Here is a 19,248-nt window from a genome sequence, read left to right as displayed (position 1 = left end):
ACGTCTAAATTGTTTTCAAAAATAAAGAGATGTCTAATAATGTTTGGTCAAAATGTTCTTTCTGCATAGTATCTAAATTATGTTCACGTAGATTTTTCTCAAAATCATTAGCATTATTGTAACTCTTTTCGAGTCCCAAAATACTAAATTTATGTTTAATTCGATGAACATTATCTTCTATTTCTTTAAAATCTTTTTTTTTGATACTATTTAAATAGGCTTTCTTTTCGTCTGGAAATTCTGATTTTATAACTTCTAGGAGTGTATTTTTTATAGATTCGTCTCCTCTGGCTAATTTTTCGATGTAATCTAAGTTGGGTTTTTCCATAGCTATTTTTTTAACGTAAAGATAAAGGTTGTTCCTTTACCAGCCAATGATTCTATGACTATTTTACCTTTGTAAGCTTCTACAATTTTTTTTACAATTGATAAACCTATACCTGTAGATTTATAATTATTTTCTAATTTCTGGAATGCTATAAAAATGGTATCAAAATATTTTTCTGCTATACCTTTGCCATTATCTTTTATTTTAAATTTCCAATAATCTCCTTCATCAGAATAAAGTATTTCTACTAAACCTTGGGCTCCTTTATCGTTAAAATTTATGGCATTACTGATTAAGTGATAAAATAATAGTTCTATTCTATGTTGATCTCCATAAATGTGAGGCAGTATTTGTGGAATATATATATCTATATTATCAGGATTATCTATGGCTAAAATTAAATCTTCTAAAAGACAATTTAAATCAATTTTGTAGCGTTTTTTTTCTACTTTACCTATGGTAGAATATTGTAAGATTCCTTTAATTAAGGTATCCATTTTTTCTACACTTTCTTGTATTAAATTAACAATTTCTCTACCTCCTTCACCTAAATTATCAAAATAATCTTCTTTAATCCAATTTGTTAAGGCATCTATACTTTGCAATGGAGATTTTAAATCATGTGAAACCATGTGAGCATAATCATTCAGCTCTCTATTTTGTTGCTCTAAACTAGCTACTAATTTGTCTTTTTGTTTATTAATTTCAATAATCTCTTTAGTTTGGTTATCGATTAAATCGACAAGTTTTAAAGAATCTGAACTTTCGATATTTTTTACTTCATCTAGTTCGTAAAATTTTAAATTATTGATTACATTATTTAACTTAGAAATAATTTCTTTTTGCGATTCTGTTTCTTCTCTTAATTTTTTATTAGACTGATAAAGTTCTTCTGAACTAATAGATGCTGCTCTTTGCAACATTGCAAATTGATCGTCTGAAGTAATGTAAGACCTATTTACTGCATCTAAAAAAGGTTCTAAGTCTTTATTAGATTGCAATTCTTTGGGTAAATATTTTCTTAATTGTCTTTTTAAGAGGGAGTTCATTATTCACTTATTAAAGTAATAGCCATGGTTTGATTGTGTAATTGACAATTTATTTCTTCATTAAATGGTGCTATTTCTCCATAAGAATATAAACCACACACTGTAGCTTCTTTGCCAACAACTTCTATTACTTCTTCTACTTCTTCTTCCACTCTTTGGTCTAAAACTAATTTTCTACCAATACAACTGATTAAAATTGCTAATTCGGGTTTCTTATTTCTATGTTCAAGAGCTTTAACTGCTCCTACTTCTGCAGCATTTACAATACTATCTACATTAGTCATCATTAATTGCACTCTAGATCCTTCTTTTATATCACCTGCTAATATTACAGAATTTTTTTCTTCGTTGATATTAAGAATAGTTCTAACAATAGATTTTGTTTCGTCTGACGACTTTACTTTTAAAGGATACAATAAAGCTGCACCAGGTAATTCTTTACTTTTTTCGCCTAAATAAGTTTTGTATAAATCTAAAGCTGGTTTACCATCTAATTCAAATAAAATATTGTCTTCTGCTTTGGTTACAATTCTTTCAGGTCCAAAGGGTGTCCAACCTCCTTTAGTGGCAAAGGTTACTTCTAAAGATTCTCCATACAGACCAATGGCAACAATTTTACCTTCTTTTGGCAATTCGTTATAAGAAGTTAATGTTTTTTCGAATCGAGATCCATCTCCACAAAGCGCTCCTGTAATTAGCAAATTATCTTGTGTAGCTGCATTCATTCCTTTTGTTAACTGACTTCCGTTTATAAAACTTCCATCAGAAACAACAAAAACATATTTTAAGTTTTCTTGTGGTAATTGCTGTATTAATTCCTTACCTGTACTAAAACTATCAATTTTAATATCAGAATTTAAAACATTGGTTGTACTGATTGAAAATGTACTTTTCTCGAATTCTATGGCTGTTATGGCAATGGTTTCGTCTTCTACAGCTTCTGAAGTAATGTCTCCTGCAGTTGAACCAAACACAATATGTCCGTCTTTAAAAACTTCTCTAATTTCGTTGTAGATATTTTTATCTTGCAACATAAATCTATTTCCAAAAACTAGTACTAAAGGTTCTTTTAAATTAATTTTTTCGGATAAATAGGTTAATTTATCATTTTTACTTTTTTTTAATTGTACAGTTTTCATTTCTTATTTTTTTTTGAAAGTAGAAATAAATTAATTGATAAAAATTGATTTATGCCATACAAGTTTTAATTACGTTAAATTTACAATATTTATAACAATTTAACATAAAAATAATTAAGATTATAAAATAACCTTAAATTTATTTTAAAGTAATAATTTCTGAATTCAGAAACGTTTATAAACCAAATTCTTATCACTAATTATTGTAAACCTAAAGAAAGAAAAACTATAATTTTCTTAATTCATTTACACTCCAATAAGCTAAAACTGTTTCGATTTTTTTAACGTAGTCTTCGTATTTTAACGGTTTTAAAACATAACCAGACATACCCGTTCTATAACATTCTAACAAATCTTTTTGATTACTGGATGTTGTTAAAATAATGGTAGGAATGTGTTTTAAATCATCATTTGCCTTAATAATTTTTAAAAACTCAATTCCATTAATTTTAGGCATGTTTAGGTCTAAAAGAATAATATCTGGAATATTGGATCTATCTTCTAAAAGCTGAAGGGCTTCTTCTCCATTTTTAGCTTCATAGATCGTATGCTTTAATTTTAATAACGAAATGGTTCTTTTCATTTTCATTATTTCAATTAAATTATCTTCAACTAATAAAACTTTTAATATGTTTTCCATTTCAGATTTTAGAATTACCTAGATTTACTTTACAAAATAAGTCTAAACTTTTGATTTTTTGCAGTTTTGTGTGTTTAAAGGTAAATAAGTTTGGTTAAAATACAAAAAAGTATCGATAAACTGTTATTTTACATTATTAAAAGATTAGTTGATTAATTGATTAAAATATTCAAATATTTCTCCTTTAGAGATTGAGCTACCTTTTTCTATCAATTCGAAAATTTCTTTATTTCTTTCAAAATTATAAGGTTTAGCACCTTTAAAAATTTCTACAGAATTATCCAAAGGATTTTGCAATAACCATTCAAAACCTTTTTGTTCTAATAAATTGATATCCCAATTTATTTTGATTGCAATTCTATGGATTTCGGCTTCATCGCATTTAAATAAATTTGCCGATTTTTTTGAAAAATGTTCTACATATTTTGTTTTGTTTAACACATCATCCCAAACAATATCAGAAAAAATATTCATCTCTTCTTCCGCTAAATTAGGTTTTTCCTCTTTAATTAAATTCCATTCTTTTACATCTATACTTTGTGTAGCTAAAAAGTGCGCAAATTCGCTATTTAAGCTTTCAAATTGTTCTTTGGTGAGTTGTCTGTATTTCATATTTTTTTTATAAAAAAACCGCCCAAAATTGGGCGGTTCAAATATCTTAATTTTTTATTCTTTTAGAAAATATAACGTAAACCAACTTGCGCTTGCCAACGAGAATCTAAATTTGAAGAATATCCAAATGTACTTGTTTGTGTACCATCAAAAGTATAAACAGGTGCACCAGCAGCATCAAAACTAACACCAATTGGTTGTACACTGTTTGGTTGTTGAATTAAACCCCATTTAGAGCTTAATAAGTTACCAAAGTTTAAAATATCTACACTAAATTGAATGGTATTGGTTTTACCATTACCAACGTTTATATTTAAGTCTTGTAAAAATTTAATATCCCATCTACCTCTCCAAGGTGCTAAAGCTCCATATCTTTCTGCATATTGTCCTCTTCTTCCACTTAAATAATCATCTTGAGCTATAAAAGCATCAAAAGCATCTCCTTGACCAGCTGCAGAAAATTGCATTTGAGAAATTTCACTAGAAGTTGGTATGTAAATTAAGTCGTTACCAAAAGCTCCATCACCATTAATATCTCCACCATAAGTATAGTTAAAACGACCACCTTGTGCATACTCAAAAAATGCAGTTAACGTAGTTGCCCATTTATCTTCTGTACCATATGTCCATTTTTTACTAGCCACACCAATAAAACGATGTGTATCACCGTATTTAGAATAGCTTAATTGCTCGTCATTTACATTATTTAAAGCTGGGTTAAATGCAAATGCATCTCCTGTAATTTCTGCTTCGATTGAGTTTACATCTTTTGCGTTTAAGTAATTATACGCTAAACTTGTATACAAACCATCGTTAAAAGTTTTTTGCGCTTTAAAAGTAGCATTCCAGATTCTACCTTTATCAGAATTTGTTAAAGTATAAGCATTTGCATTTCCTAAAAATGATGTTGCATGGTCTTCTGCTAAATAAATTGGTCTATTATCAACTCCTGATAAAGTACCTGTTGGTGATTTTAATCCCCAGTTTTGTACGTGCACTCCATTTATATCTTTTGTATAAGAGATATCTGTAGTTAATACTAAACCATTTTCTAAACGCTTATCTACCCCAATATTTGTTCTCCAAACTTGTGGAAATTTAAAGTCTGGGTCTACAACTTGATAAAAGAAAACATCAGAACCACTTACTTGATTACCAATCCAAACAAAAGGTAAACGACCTGTAAATAAGCCTGTACCTCCTCTTATTTGTAAACTAGCATCTCCATAAGCATCCCAATTAAAACCAACTCTTGGTGATATTAACCATTGATTAGAAGGCATTTCTGTAGAATCGAAAACGTAAGCTTCTCCATCTGCTGGATCATAATATTCAATACCTGGTACAAACCACTCTGAATTTTCTGTATCAATAAATTTTTGAGCTAATTCAGAAGTATTAAAAAATAAAGGTTTATCGAATCTTACACCGTAAGTTAATTTAAAATTGTTGCTTACTTCCCACTCATCTTGAACATAAAATGCCAATTGACCAAAGTTCATTTCAGCTAAATTCCAACCTCCATCAACACCATCTCCTAAAGCATTTCTAGAGTTAAAAGTACTTTGAGCAGCCGCTAAAGCATCAGCATAATTACTTGCATCAAAATCATTAATATCTACGCTACCAAAAACATCAAAACCATAACCTTTTAAATTAAATGAGTTTTCGAACATAAATTTTTCAAAAGAAAAACCTACTGTATAAGTATGATTTCCTTGAAAAAAGTTCATATTATTGGTTATTTGAATAACTTTCTGATCTAACTTATTATTGATAGAAAATGGTTCGTGACCAGCAATAATATATGGTGATCCGTTTTTATAAATGTTGATTACTGGAGCAGGAGCAGAAAATGGATCTCTTGAGTCTTCGAAATGAGAATAACCTACTTGCAATTTATTTGATACATTATCAGATAAAGTTGAATTTACCTCTAACTGAAAAGAATTTAATATGTTATTGATTCTGTATCCAGAATTTTCGAATTGTAATGTGTTAAAATCTGGACCTCTTCTATTAATTGCTGTTGGATGAGCTGGTTTGTCTTTAGATGCATCTAAAAAATTATAGATAAAAGCTAAACGATTGTTATCATTTATATTCCAATCTAATTTTAAAATACCTTTTGTAGATTCTGTTTGATGTGTATAACCTTCGTAAGTACCAGGATCGTAACCTATACCTAATAAAGCATCTCTAACATCGATTAAATCTTGTTCTAAAACTCTAGATTCATTAATTGCTCCAGAGCCTGTATTTGCTACCCAACTCTGTCCTAAATCTTTACGTTCGTCTTTCTCAAAATTGGCAAAGAAAAATAACTTATCTTTAATTATTGGACCACCAATACTAAAACCTACTTGACTTTGAGATAATTCTGGCACAAATATTTTATCGCCATTTACTTTACTACCTGTTAAGTCTTCATTTCTATAAAAACCATAAACAGTTCCTTTAAATTCGTTTGTACCACTTTTGGTAACAGCATTTACAGAAGCACCTGTAAAACCAGATAAAGTTACATCATAAGGTGCAGTTGAAACCGATATTTGATCTATTGCATCTAAAGAAATTGGTTGAGAACCAGTTTGACCCCCAGGAGTTGGAGCATCTAAACCAAATGGGTTGTTAAAAATAGCTCCGTCTAAAGAAAAGTTATTAAACTGATCGTTTCTACCTCCAAAAGAGTTTCCGCTAGAAGATGGCTCTAAACGTGTAAAGTCTGAAGCAGATCTTGATATCGTTGGTAATACTTTTAATTGAGTTGCAGAAACACTTGTTTGTGCTCCAGTTCTATCGCTATTAAAGGTTTTATTTTTAGATGATGATATTACAATTTCATCTAAAGCTTGGCCTTCTTCTACCAATTTACCATTAATAATTGTAGTTTTACCCAAAAGTAAAAAAACGTTATCCACTACTTGAGGTTTAAAACCTAAATAACTAAAGGTAATTTTATAAGGTCCTCCAACTCTTAAGTTTAAAACGGTAAATCTACCATTCTCTTGTGCTGTAGTTCCTGTTAAAGTTCCTGTTGGCTCATGCAATACTGAAATGGATGCCCCAAAAAGTGGCTCTCCAGTATTATCTGTAACTAAACCTTTAATTTTAGAAGTAGTAACCTGTGCATTGGAATAGCTTGTTACTAGTAAAATTAAAGCAAATACTAAAAGTAAAGTTTTTTTCATTTTTTATTGTGATTTGAATTCGATGCAAAAATAAGGCAAAAAAAAACACTTGCTTGTAAGCAAGTGTTTATTTTTTAACAAATAGTTAACAATTTTGTAACTATTCTGCAACTACTTCAAAAGTAATATCTGCAACTACAGCTCTGTGTAATCTTACAGAAGCTTCGTATTTACCTAATCTTTTTACAGAACCACCAACAACTTTAATAAATTTCTTGTCGATTTCTGTACCAGCTTTTGTTAAAGCAGCAGCTAAATCTATGTTGTTAACAGAACCAAATAATTTGTCTCCTGAACCTGTTTTAGATGCTATTTTAATTTCGTAACCTTTAATTGTTTCTGCAATTGCGTTAGCATCTTCAATTAATTTAGCTTCTTTGTATGCACGTTGTTTTAAGTTCTCTGCTAAAACTTTCTTTGCAGAAGAAGTTGCTAAAACAGCTTGCCCTGTTGGGATTAAAAAGTTTCTACCATAACCGTTTTTAACAGATACAACATCATCTTTAAATCCTAAATTTTCTACGTCTTGTCTTAATATCAATTCCATTTCTCTAGGTATTTATTATTTTAACATATCACCAACGTAAGGCATTAACGCTAAATGACGCGCTCTTTTAATTGCTTGTGCAACTTTACGTTGATATTTTAATGATGTTCCTGTTAAACGTCTTGGTAAAATTTTACCTTGTTCGTTTACTAAATACATTAAGAAATCTGCATCTTTATAATCGATATATTTGATGCCTTTTTTCTTAAATCTACAGTATTTAGCTTCTTTTTTAGTTTCTATATCTAATGGCGTTAAATATCTAACGTCAGCAGATTTACCACCTTTTGCTTGTTGTTCTATTGATGCCATTTCTTATTTTTTTGAAGATTTAACTCTTTCACTTCTAACTTTTGCCCAAGCTGCAGCATGTTTGTCTAATCTAACAGAAAGGTAACGCATAACGCTATCATCTCTTCTAAATTCTAACTCAAATGCAGCAATTTCTTCTCCAGCTACTTTGTACTCAAATAAGTGATAAAAACCACTTTTTTTCTTTTGGATTGGATAAGCTAATTTTTTTAAGCCCCAATCTTCTTTAGAAATCATTTCGGCACCTTTAGAAACCAAATAGTCCTCAAACTTTTGTACTGTTTCCTTTATCTGAGTATCAGATAAAACGGGATTCAAAATGAAAACAGTTTCGTAATGATTCATAATTAAAAATTTATTGTTTAATTTTAAGGGTGCAAATATAGTAACTTTTTTGTATTTACAGCATCTTTTTTATGTTTTAAAATTCTTATTTTTAAAACCTTAAATTACTCTTCTAATTTTAAAAAAATGGAAATACCTGAAATACCCGATTTAATTCATTATGCAATTCCTTTTTTTGCTGCAACAGTTTTACTAGAAATAATTTTAACTGTAAAAGTTAAGCAAGAAGAATATGAATATAAAGACGCTGGCACATCAATATTAATGGGTTTGGGTAATGTTTTTGTAGGCCTTTTTACCAAAGGTGTTATTTTAACTTGTTTTTTATTTTTATATCAATATCGATTATTTACAATTGAATTTACATGGTGGTCTTGGATCTTAATTTTGTTTGCCGAAGATTTTTGTTATTACTGGAATCATAGAATTGCGCACGAATGCAGATTGTTTTGGGCAAGTCATGTAATACATCATTCATCAAAAAAATACAATTTAAGTACTGCTTTAAGACAAACTTGGACAGGTAGTTTTTACACTTTTATCTTTTGGTTACCTTTAGTTTTAATCGGCTTTCATCCAGTAATGGTAATTGTACAAATGTCTATTAGTTTAATTTATCAATATTGGATACATACAGAAATGATTGATAAAATGCCAAAATGGTTCGAAGCCATTTTTAACACACCAAGTCATCATAGAGTTCATCATGCAACAAATGCACAATATTTAGACAGAAATCATGCTGGTATTTTTATTATTTGGGATAAACTTTTTGGCACTTTTGAACCCGAAGTTGAAAAACCTGTTTATGGATTGGTAAAAAACATAGAAACCTATAATCCTATAAAAATTGCATTTTTAGAATGGACAAATATGTTTAAAGATTTTTATTCTTCTAAAACATCGCTTAAAAATAGATTAAAATATTTACTAAAACCACCTGGTTGGAAACACGATGGAACAGGAATTTTATCTACAGATCTAAGAAAAAACTGGGAAAAGAAAGTTTATAAAAAGAAAAAAGAGGTAAACATCACATAAACCTCTTTTTTACAATAAAAACCAAAAATAATTAATCAAAAATACCTTCTAATTCTTTATATACTATTTTACCATTTACAATATTTAATCCTTTAGCTAGGGTTTTATCTGCTTCGCAAGCTTTTTCCCAACCTAGATTTGCTATTTTTAAAATGTAAGTAAGTGTAACGTTTGTTAATGCCATTGTAGATGTATAAGGTACAGCACCTGGCATATTTGCAACACAATAGTGCACTACATCATCTATAATATATGTAGGGTCTTCATGTGTGGTTGCTTTTGTGGTTTCGAAACATCCTCCTTGATCTACAGCTACATCAACCACTACAGTTCCTGGACGCATTTCTTTAAGCATATCTTTTGTGATAAGTTTAGGAGCTTTACCTCCTTTTACTAAAACACCACCCACAATTAAATCGTGTGTTTTAATATGTTCTCTAATACTATATTCGCTAGAAAAAGCAGTTACAACATGGTTTGGCAATACATCATTTACATAACGTAAACGTTTCATATTAATATCCATAATAGTAACATGTGCACCTAAACCTGCTGCCATTTTTGCAGCTTGTACACCTACAACACCAGCACCTAAAACCAAAACTTTACCTGGTTTTACACCTGGCACACCACCTAATAAAATTCCGCGTCCTTTAATAGGTTTTTCTAAATATTTTGCGCCTTGTTGAATAGACATTCTACCTGCCACTTCTGACATTGGTGTTAGCAAAGGCAAACTACCATCTTCATCTTCTACTGTTTCGTAAGCAATACAAATGGCTTTACTTTTTAACATTGCTTTGGTAAGAGACTCACTAGAAGCAAAATGAAAATACGTAAAAACAATCTGATTTTCTTTAATTAAAGGATATTCTGTTGCTATAGGTTCTTTTACCTTAACAATCATATCACTTTTACTGTAAACATCTTCTATAGTAGGTAAGATTGTAGCACCTACTCTAACATAATCTTTATCGAAAAAACCACTACCTGCACCTGCATTAGATTGTACATATACTGTATGTTTGTCTTTTGTTAATGCAAAAACTCCAGCAGGTGTCATTCCAACTCTGCTTTCGTTATTTTTAATTTCTGTAGGTATCCCTATTATCATCTAATATTATCAAAATAATTATGGTGTAAATTTAAAACCTTTTTGTTTTATTTTAAACAAAAAGGTTTTAAATCGTTATTTTTATGATAAAAGCATAATCTTAACATCAGAATAATAAAATGATAAATTTTAATTATATTTTTTAAATATTTTATGTTTTTTAATAAAAATATGTAATCAAAAAAGGTAAATTAAAGCGTTTTTAATTCAAATCTAAACGTAATCCGATAGAAATGTTTCTAGTTTCGGTATTTTTAAACAACGGATTTAAATCGTATTTTAAGTATAAGCTAGTATCTCTATAACCTAAATACGCACTTAATCCGTAATTAATGGTATTCATATTAAAATTGTCATATTGTACTTCTTCAATTTCTATATTACTATTGTCTCTATATTCTAAATATTGTCTTGTACCTAGCTTAAAACCTACAAAACCACCAACTCCTAAACGTACACCTCTATTTGTTCTATCTCTTACTCTGCCATCATTATAGGTTTTATTTTTAGAAAAATCTAACTCTAAATGCATAGGAAAATTCATTTGTACATGACGTAATCTACTTTCTGACAATTGATTACTAAATTCTACAATTTCTGTTACATCATTATTTTTAATATGAATATTATTGTCTTTTAAGCGTAAGTTGTTCCAAAGGAAAGAAACTCCATATTTAAAGTATAATTTAGAAGGATTTCTAGAGAAACGCGTTTTCCAGGTCCAACCTAATTCGTAAAAATGAGATTGCCAAAATTTATATTCAGAATCGTTTAAAGAAGAAAAATTATTATCATTTAAAACATTATTTACACCCAATGCAAAAACAAACTGTGTTGTAGTGCTGCGTTGTTTTTTGTTTTTGTGTTCCCATCTTTCTTTTCTTCTATTGTTTCTTTCTTCTAAATCTCCTTCAGAAATATTTAATCGAAAAACTTTATTTCCAATAGTAAACGTATTGTCTTCGTCTTCGTTTGTAATTGATTCTTCTTCAGAAGAAGCTATTTTTCCGTTTGTTTTATCTTGAACTAAAAGTTGTAGCAAACGTTCTTGCTCGCCAACTAACTTTTCAATTCGTCTTGCATGATATGCAGCAACTTCTTTCTTTAAAGTTTCTGCAGTGGTTATTGTGATTTCTCCATTGTCTAATTTTTTATCAATATCGATCACTTTTTCTTTTAAAGAATCTTTTTGTTGCTTGGTAATTCTTTCTATTCTTTTTGATATTTTACTTACTTCTTTCTCAAAGGTTTTTTCTTGAGATTGGGCAATTGTTGTACATAACAACACTAGTATTAGTAGTATTCTTTTCATTTTTAATGGGTTTTAAAGTTTTGTTTTTGTTTTAAATTAGAATTGCGAATAAAGTATTATTGAGGTAGTTTATGTCAATAATAATACTTCGTAAATTTGTAATAATTGTGGTTTAATCATTTCTACTGGCAATTGCAGATGCAATGTCTGATACTCTTCTTTTTAATGATTTCATAAAATTATTCTGAAAATCATCATCATCTATAGTACGTTCTACTTCTGCTAAAATAGTATTCGGATTTACTTTTAGATTCGATTTTTTGAGCTCATTTTTAATCGTTCTAAAAACATCTTCTCTATTTACATTATATTTTGCGTAGTATTCTTTTACTTCTCTTGGACTGTGTGTTACTGCATATAATAAATCTTCTGCATTTATTTTTATACTGCTGTTAGGATCTTGTTCCAAAATTTTAGATTTAAGAATCACAATATCTTTGGGTTGACTATCTACTTCTTTATCAACTTTAGCAATAACAGTTTGTTCTTTTGTACTTGTTTTATTGTTATTTTTTTTCTGTGGATACTTTTCTTGCTTTACAATTACTTTTTCAAGGTTTTTATGATTTTCAATTTTTGTATCATTTTGCTTTACTAAAGCTTCTTGTGCAGGAATTTCATTAATTAATTGATCTATTTTTTTATCAATAGTACTTGTATCAATAGGATTTGTTTTTACAGTTTCTATTGGAGTAATTTCTTCTGCATCATTAGAAAATAATTGGATTCCTAGAGTAACCAATAACAAAATACTTGCTGCTGCGCCTATATAAAAAAACCAGCCAAATTTCTTTTGTTTTGGTTGTTCATCTAGTTGTACAGACAAACGTTCCCAAGCAGAATCTGATGGCTTAAAAGTTCTATTTTCGAACTTTTCTTTAACGTTTTTATCTATTTTATTTGTATTCATTAATAACTTTATTCATTTTAATATAATTCTGTTGCAATAATTTACGTGCTTTAAATAATTGCGATTTTGATGTACTTACAGAAATGCCCAATTGCACTGCTATTTCTGAATGTTTGTAACCTTCTATGGCAAATAAATTAAATACCATTTTATAACCTTCTGGCAATTGATCTATTAGTTTTTGAATATCTTCTACAGAAGTATTTTCTAAACTTTCTGTAGCTGCATCATTAAAAACATAATCTTCGTCAGACAAATCAATTCGATTCTTTTTTCGGAGGTAAGAAATACAGGTATTTACCATAATTCTTCTTATCCAACCTTCAAAACTACCTTCGTGTTTAAATCTGTGTAAGTTTTTAAAAACCTTTAAAAAACCTTGTAATAATAAATCTTCTGCATGATGTAAATCTTTTACATACTGCCTACAAACCCCTAACATTTTAGGCGAATGCTGCTCAAACAATTGTTGTTGCGCTTCTCTATTGTTATTCATCGCTTTTTTAATGAGCGATTTTTCTTGGTTATGCAATTTTATAATTTTCAAGCCTCTTCAGTTGGTTTTTTATTGCCTTACAAATATAGAGACTACAAAGTTTTAAAAAAGGTTGCTTTGGGTGATAAAAAAAAATCAATTTATTTTAAGATTGCAGAAAATGGGTATAAAATTTGATACATTTATATTTTATAAGTAATTACAACTATGAAAAACAAACTTGCTATATTTCTACTTTTAATTCCTTTTTATGTTTTTGGACAGACAACCAATAATACCAATTTAAAAACAATTTCTGGTTATATAAAACATAAAGACAAAGCACTTTCTAATGTTACCATTTTTGTAGACAATACAATGCGTTATACTGTTTCTGATAAAAATGGTTTTTATAGTATTAAAGCTAAAATTGGTGAAACTTTAAGTTATAGTTATACTGGATTTTTAAAAATTTACATCATTATAGAAGATGTTTCTAAAACATTGAATATTGATATGATTGTAGAAAATAAATCATCTAAACTTAGCTTTAACTCAAACCCAAAATTGGGTGATGTTAATATTGGAGAAAATGCTCCTGAATTTGGAGTTATTAAAATTGATGGAAAATCTTTAAACAAATATGCTACTTCATTAACTAGAGCAATTGTAGAAAAGCTTCCCATATTTTACATAAAATACAATAAATATGGAGAAGAAACACTCTATTTAAAAGGCAAGGAATTTAATGGTTCTGCAGTTTGGATCATTGATAATTATGAGTTCGATATTCCTTTTCCTATTCTAATATCAGAAGTAAATGAAGTTATTGCCATTAATTCTGAAAAAACGAACCCAATTATTAGAGTTACTACCAACATAAATTATAAAGAATTAAAGAATATCGATTTTAATAATTATTTTTTTACTGAGGATGATTTTTACAGTTATGATGCCAAAAAGATTAAGAAAATAAAAAACCAATATCCTTTTTTAGAGAAATACAAGAAAATTTCTAAAGAAAAAGAAGCACTAGAATTATTTACAAAAACTTACAAAACGGATAAAAACATTAAAAATTATTACTCAATTATTTATAAATATTTTAAAGATAAAAAATTCGAGAATACATTTTTATCAGAAATAGTATCAAAATTTGAAGAAGAAGCGAATAACAATCCAGAATTTTTAAAGTCAATTGCATATAAATATCAAGAAATAGGTGAAGATGATAAAGCCATAGAAATCTATAAAAAAATTGTAAAATTAAGACCCAATTATCGTCAATCTTTTAGAGATTTAGCAAATGCTTTTTTAGAACAGAAAGAATATAGTGAGTTTTGGAGTACCTATTATTATTACTTAAACAAAGGTTATAAAATTGATGAAGATGATATTGGCGAAATAATTTCTTCCGAAATTATATCAGCATATAATTTAGATATCGAAAACGATAACAAACGAAAGAAAATTAAGATCGAAAATCCGAATAAAAATATTGAAAGCGATGTTAGAATTGTTTTTGAATGGAATTGCACAGAAGCAGAATTTATTCTAGAATTTGTAAATCCTAATTTAGAAACTTATAAAATTGAGAATTCGTATAAAGAGAATAAAGGTTTAATCAAAAGTCAAAAAATAAAAGGTTATACTTCTAAAGAAGTTTTTATTGATCAATTAAATCCTGGTTTTTACTTGGTTAACCTTACCTATTTAGGCAATAAACAAGAAAAACCGACTACTTTTAAAATCACAACTTACTATAATTGGGGTAAAGAAAATCAGACTAAAAAGATTGAAGTATTCGATTTTACTGATAAAAACATCAAAAATCAATTATTAAGATTGAGTAGAAAATATTTGTAAAAATTTCTTCGGATTAATGTTTTAATACGCATCCACATCAATAATAAAACGAATAGGTCTAAAATCTTTTACAGCTTCAAACGTATTTCTAATCTTGGCAACCTGATTTTTAGTATTTGCTAAACTTTGTTTTGGCGGAATTTTAATCACAATATTTTTTATATACTGATTTCTAATTCTTGCTACTGCAGGTGCTGTTGGTCCTAAAACATGCTCACCAAAAGACGTGTACAAAGCTTTAAATAGCCAATTTACGCCACTTTCTACTTTGTTGTAATCTCTGTGTTTTAGGGTGATTTTAATCAACCTATAATAAGGAGGATATTTAAATTGCCAACGTTCTTGCAACTGTTCTTTATACATTTCTGTATAATTTGTAGTAGAAACTTGCTGTAATATTTGATGATAAGGATTGTAGGTTTGTATGGCCACATTTCCTTGTTTTTTATTTCTACCTGCCCTACCAGAAACTTGCACCATCATTTGATATGCTCTTTCATGCGCTCTAAAATCTGGAAAATTTAACATGGTGTCTGCATTTAAAATACCTACCAAAGAAACATTATCAAAATCTAATCCTTTAGACAACATTTGTGTACCCACTAAAACATCAATTTCTCTGGCTTCGAAAGCACCAATTATTTTTTGATAACCGAATTTACCACGAGTTGTATCTAAATCCATTCTCCCAATTTTATAATCAGAGAACAATTCTTTAAGCTCTAACTCTATTTGTTCTGTACCAAAACCTTTGGTATCTAACGTATTGCTACCACAAGCTGAGCAAGAATTTGGCATGGCTCTTTGATAACTGCAATAATGGCAACGCAATTCGTGTTTGAATTTATGAAAGGTTAAACTAACATCACAATTTGGACATTGTGGAGCTACTCCACAAGTTTTACATTCTACAACAGGTGAATAACCTCGTCTATTTTGAAACAAGATTACTTGTTCTTTTTCATCTAAAGCCTCTTGAATTAATTTTAACAAACGATCAGAAAAATGCCCTTTCATTTCTTTTTTCTTTTGTTTGTCTTTTACGTCTATCAACTCAATTTTTGGTAATTGTACATTTCCATGACGTCTATTTAATGTTACAAAACCATATTTATTTTGTTGTGCATTAAAATAACTTTCTAAAGACGGAGTTGCAGAACCTAATAATATTTTTGCTCGATGCATTTTTGCCAAAACAATGGCTGCGTCTCTTGCATTATATCTTGGTGAAGGCTCAAATTGTTTGTAAGAAGTTTCATGTTCTTCATCAACAACAATCAATCCTAAATTAGAAAAAGGAAGAAAAATTGATGATCTTGCTCCTAAAATAATTTGTGCTTTTGTTTTGTTCTCTAAAACATTATTCCACACTTCTACTCTTTCGTTCATTGAATATTTAGAATGAAAAACAGAAATTTGTTCTCCGAAATAAAACTGCAAACGAGTTATAATTTGGGTAGTTAAAGCAATTTCTGGTAGTAAAAACAAAACCTGTTTACCCGTATCTAAAACCTCTTGAATTAATTTGGTGTAAATTTCAGTTTTACCAGAACTTGTAATTCCGTGTAAAAGTGTAACATCTTTTTTAGTAAAAGTTTCTTTAATTTCTTTAAAGGCTTTTTCTTGAAACTCATTTAAGGTTTTAAGGGAATTTGTATCGCCTTTAAAATTAATTCTATCTGTTTGAATTTCGTAAAACTCAAAGATATTTTTATCTACCAAAGATTTTAAAACTGCTGATGAAACGTTTGCTTTTGTTTCTAAATCTTTAGCTTTTATCGGTTTTTTTGTTGTTGCTAATTGAAAAAAAGTTAAAACTGCTTGGCGTTGTTTTTTGGCTCTAGATAATTCTTCTAATAAAGAATTTAAAGCATCATCAGAAGTATAAGCTGCATGTAAACGAACGTATTTTACCAATTTGGGTTTGTATTGTTCGTAAATTTTTTCTTGAATGTAAATGGCCGATTTTTTAATCAACTCATTTACTGTGGGCATTACTTTTTTCTTACCTAAAATATCTGCAACCTGATGAATGGTTAATTGAGATTGATGTTGTAAAGCTTCAAAAATTAAAAACTCGTCATCTTCTAATTCGCTATCATCATTAAAAGCTTCGTTTTTGTAAACAATTGTTTCGCTTTCTAATAAAAATGCAGAAGGCAAAGAAGCTCTATAAACATCACCCAAACTACACATATAATAATTTGCAATCCATTGCCAATGTTTTAATTGCAATTCATTTACCAAAGGTTTATCATCTAAAATTTGATGAATATCTTTAGCTTCGTATAAAGTGGGTGCATTTTGATGTATATCGAAAACCAAAGCTGTAAAAAGCTTTGTTTTGCCAAAAGATACTGCTACACGCATTCCTTTTTTTAAAAAGGTATACTCTTCATCAGTAACAGAATACGTAAAAGTTTTCTGAATTGGAATGGGTAATATGACGTCTATGTAATTAATATTTTAAAACCTTTAACATTTAAAAAATCAAAATTAAAGAAAAAATAGTACCTTTATGGAAATTAATTTAGCAAATAATCCCCCTAAAAAATGACTGCTGAAAACTGGAAAAACAAAGGTAAATTTGTTACCATAGAAAATAAAAAAATTTTTGTTATTGATGAAGGCGATAAACCTGGAACTCTAGTAATTTTACACGGTTATCCCACTTCTTCTTACGATTATCACAGAATAATACCAGAACTTACCAAACACTTTAGAGTTATTGTACATGATCATTTAGGTTTTGGCTTTTCAGACAAACCTGATGCTTTAACCTATTCTTTAATAGACCAAGCAGATATTGCTTTGCAACTTTGGCATAAATTAGGTTTAAAAAGTGTATCTATTTTGGCTCACGATTATGGTACTTCTATTGCCAAAGAAATTTTAGCCAGAAAAAACAACAATTTAATTCCGATTAGAATTCATAAAATGTATCTGTGTAGCAGCAGTATGCGCTTAGAACATTTGCATTTAAGAAATATTGACAAACTACTAAAAGACAGAAAATTAGGTAGATATATTTCTAGGCTTACAAGTTACGGATATCGTAAAATTAAAAGAAAATTCAAAAAAGATAATATCAACTATCAAATTGAAAAAGATTACGATATTAATGATATGTGGAATCAATTAAACTCTAGTGAAGGGCAAAAAGAAGTCCACTTTTTAAGTAATTTTATTAATGAGCGCTACACGTATTGGCATAGATGGACAAACGCTTTAAAAGAAGCTAAAATACCAGTAAAAATTTTCTGGGAAAAAACAGATCCTGTTGCTGTAAAAGAAATAGCTATTGTTTTGGCTACTGAAGATGTTAGTAAATATTTAGTTTGGGTAGAAAATGTGAAACATTATTCTATTATAGAAACTCCAAATAGCTGGATAAAATTAGTTTTTGAATACCAAAACCAAGATAAACCCGTTTTTTAAATTTTATAAATTATTTTAATGCAAGCAAAAGAATGGGCAAAGAAAGGAAAAATGGTTTCTGTATTAAACACAGAACTTTTTGTGATAGATGAAGGTAATAGCAAAGAAACTTTGGTGCTTTTACATGGCTATGCTACTTCATCTTTAGATTATTACAAAGTTTTACCAGAATTAAGCAAACATTATAGAGTTATTCTATACGATTTTTTAGGATTTGGTTTTTCTGATAAACCTAAAAACTATTACATTAACATACAAGAACAAGCAGACGTTTGCGTTGAATTATGGCGAATTTTAGAACTTGAAAACATTACACTTTTAAGCCATAATATCAGTACACAAATAGCTTTAGAAATTTTAACAAGACAAAGGTTAAATTTTGTAAAAATTGATTTACAAAAACTGATAATATTAAATAGTACAGTTTCGTTTAATCAATCAAACATAGAGAATAGTAGCATTCATCCTTTAGAGTTATTTTCTCAAAAAATAAAATTGATGCTAATCTCTTTTCCTTTTTATAAAATGAAAATTAAAGATTTTTTCTTTGATGGTGATAAGATTTCTGAAGAAGAAATTGAAGGAAAATGGTCTATAATAGAACATAAAAACGGAAGAGAAATTCTCGATTTTTTACCAAGTTACATGATAGAAAGTAAATTATTATGGAATAGATGGTTTACCTCATCTCAAGTAAACACACTTCCTGTAAAAATAATTTCGGGTAAAAATGATGTTATCTTTAATGAAAATGAAGCCATTTCATTTGCTGATCAATTTAACAATAGCACGCTTCATTTTATAGAAAATTGTGGGCACTACCCAATGTTAGAACAGCCAAAACAATTGACCGATTTAATTTTAAAATCTTAATTTTTTTTATTCAAATAAAAAGCTCAAGTATTAACTTGAGCTTTTTTTATCATCTA

18 protein-coding genes are annotated in these 19,248 nt (G+C 28.7%); 4 read left to right on the top strand and 14 right to left on the bottom strand.

The features are described 5' to 3' along the window. Positions 1-4: 4 nt before the first annotated feature. The 9 genes from ACWYN7_RS10110 to rpsF all read right to left on the bottom strand — a co-directional run bounded on the left by ACWYN7_RS10110 (position 5) and on the right by rpsF (position 8,163). The gene (locus tag ACWYN7_RS10110) at positions 5-328 is read right to left on the bottom strand and encodes an Hpt domain-containing protein (protein WP_462859809.1); all 324 of its coding nucleotides are present in this window, start codon (positions 326-328) and stop codon (positions 5-7) included. Between the two features lie 2 nt (positions 329-330). Next, a complete protein-coding gene (locus tag ACWYN7_RS10105; protein ID WP_462859808.1) occupies positions 331-1,377 on the bottom strand; it encodes a sensor histidine kinase in 1,047 nt (348 codons plus the stop codon). Next, a complete protein-coding gene (locus tag ACWYN7_RS10100) occupies positions 1,377-2,516 on the bottom strand; it encodes an FIST signal transduction protein (RefSeq protein ID WP_462859807.1) in 1,140 nt (379 codons plus the stop codon). Before ACWYN7_RS10100 ends, ACWYN7_RS10105 begins: the two co-directional genes overlap by 1 nt. A gap of 226 nt (positions 2,517-2,742) precedes the next feature. Continuing rightward, positions 2,743-3,156, bottom strand: a complete 414-nt coding sequence (locus ACWYN7_RS10095) for a response regulator (RefSeq protein WP_462859805.1) — start codon at positions 3,154-3,156, stop codon at positions 2,743-2,745. A 144-nt stretch (positions 3,157-3,300) separates the two neighbouring features. After that, entirely contained in the window at positions 3,301-3,768 is a 468-nt protein-coding gene (locus ACWYN7_RS10090) for a DUF6495 family protein (RefSeq protein WP_462859804.1), read from the bottom strand. Between the two features lie 62 nt (positions 3,769-3,830). After that, the gene (locus ACWYN7_RS10085; protein WP_462859803.1) at positions 3,831-6,959 is read right to left on the bottom strand and encodes a TonB-dependent receptor; all 3,129 of its coding nucleotides are present in this window, start codon (positions 6,957-6,959) and stop codon (positions 3,831-3,833) included. 100 nt (positions 6,960-7,059) lie between these two features. Next, on the bottom strand, positions 7,060-7,506 hold the full coding sequence (rplI, locus tag ACWYN7_RS10080; protein ID WP_462859802.1) for a 50S ribosomal protein L9: 447 nt from the start codon (positions 7,504-7,506) through the stop codon (positions 7,060-7,062). A 15-nt stretch (positions 7,507-7,521) separates the two neighbouring features. Beyond that, positions 7,522-7,818 (bottom strand): 30S ribosomal protein S18, encoded by a 297-nt coding sequence (gene rpsR / locus ACWYN7_RS10075; RefSeq protein WP_015480245.1) that lies wholly within the window; start codon positions 7,816-7,818, stop codon positions 7,522-7,524. A 3-nt stretch (positions 7,819-7,821) separates the two neighbouring features. Beyond that, entirely contained in the window at positions 7,822-8,163 is a 342-nt protein-coding gene (gene rpsF / locus ACWYN7_RS10070; RefSeq protein ID WP_462859801.1) for a 30S ribosomal protein S6, read from the bottom strand. 126 nt (positions 8,164-8,289) lie between these two features. On the opposite strand from rpsF, the gene ACWYN7_RS10065 reads away from it, so the two are divergent. Beyond that, positions 8,290-9,204 carry a sterol desaturase family protein gene (locus ACWYN7_RS10065; protein ID WP_462859800.1) on the top strand — a complete coding sequence of 305 codons (915 nt, stop codon included), beginning with the start codon at positions 8,290-8,292 and terminating at the stop codon, positions 9,202-9,204. A gap of 31 nt (positions 9,205-9,235) precedes the next feature. Here the strand turns inward: ACWYN7_RS10065 and ald are convergent, their stop codons facing one another. The 4 genes from ald to ACWYN7_RS10045 all read right to left on the bottom strand — a co-directional run bounded on the left by ald (position 9,236) and on the right by ACWYN7_RS10045 (position 13,087). Further along, on the bottom strand, positions 9,236-10,318 hold the full coding sequence (gene ald, locus ACWYN7_RS10060) for an alanine dehydrogenase (RefSeq protein WP_462859799.1): 1,083 nt from the start codon (positions 10,316-10,318) through the stop codon (positions 9,236-9,238). Between the two features lie 202 nt (positions 10,319-10,520). Then, positions 10,521-11,630, bottom strand: coding sequence for a hypothetical protein (locus tag ACWYN7_RS10055; RefSeq protein ID WP_462859798.1), 1,110 nt, complete (start codon positions 11,628-11,630; stop codon positions 10,521-10,523). Positions 11,631-11,742: 112 nt separating this feature from the next. Beyond that, on the bottom strand, positions 11,743-12,540 hold the full coding sequence (locus tag ACWYN7_RS10050; RefSeq protein ID WP_462859797.1) for a hypothetical protein: 798 nt from the start codon (positions 12,538-12,540) through the stop codon (positions 11,743-11,745). After that, complete coding sequence (locus ACWYN7_RS10045) at positions 12,527-13,087, bottom strand: RNA polymerase sigma factor (protein ID WP_462859796.1); 561 nt, start codon at positions 13,085-13,087, stop codon at positions 12,527-12,529. The genes ACWYN7_RS10050 and ACWYN7_RS10045 overlap by 14 nt, the downstream gene beginning before the upstream one ends. A gap of 156 nt (positions 13,088-13,243) precedes the next feature. On the opposite strand from ACWYN7_RS10045, the gene ACWYN7_RS10040 reads away from it, so the two are divergent. Continuing rightward, the gene (locus ACWYN7_RS10040; RefSeq protein ID WP_462859794.1) at positions 13,244-14,881 is read left to right on the top strand and encodes a carboxypeptidase-like regulatory domain-containing protein; all 1,638 of its coding nucleotides are present in this window, start codon (positions 13,244-13,246) and stop codon (positions 14,879-14,881) included. A gap of 21 nt (positions 14,882-14,902) precedes the next feature. Here ACWYN7_RS10040 and priA read toward each other — a convergent pair whose 3' ends face one another. Continuing rightward, positions 14,903-17,344, bottom strand: a complete 2,442-nt coding sequence (gene priA, locus ACWYN7_RS10035; protein WP_462859851.1) for a replication restart helicase PriA — start codon at positions 17,342-17,344, stop codon at positions 14,903-14,905. 90 nt (positions 17,345-17,434) lie between these two features. Between priA and ACWYN7_RS10030 the strand changes: the two genes are divergently transcribed. Beyond that, positions 17,435-18,319 (top strand): alpha/beta hydrolase, encoded by an 885-nt coding sequence (locus ACWYN7_RS10030; protein WP_462859793.1) that lies wholly within the window; start codon positions 17,435-17,437, stop codon positions 18,317-18,319. 18 nt (positions 18,320-18,337) lie between these two features. Beyond that, positions 18,338-19,192, top strand: coding sequence for an alpha/beta fold hydrolase (locus ACWYN7_RS10025; protein WP_462859792.1), 855 nt, complete (start codon positions 18,338-18,340; stop codon positions 19,190-19,192). Positions 19,193-19,248 lie beyond the last annotated feature (56 nt).

It is taken from the genome of Polaribacter sp. M10, from assembly GCF_054968445.1.
The sequence above is the reverse complement of the archived record's forward strand: the minus strand, read 5'-3'. Positions and strand labels throughout refer to the sequence as shown.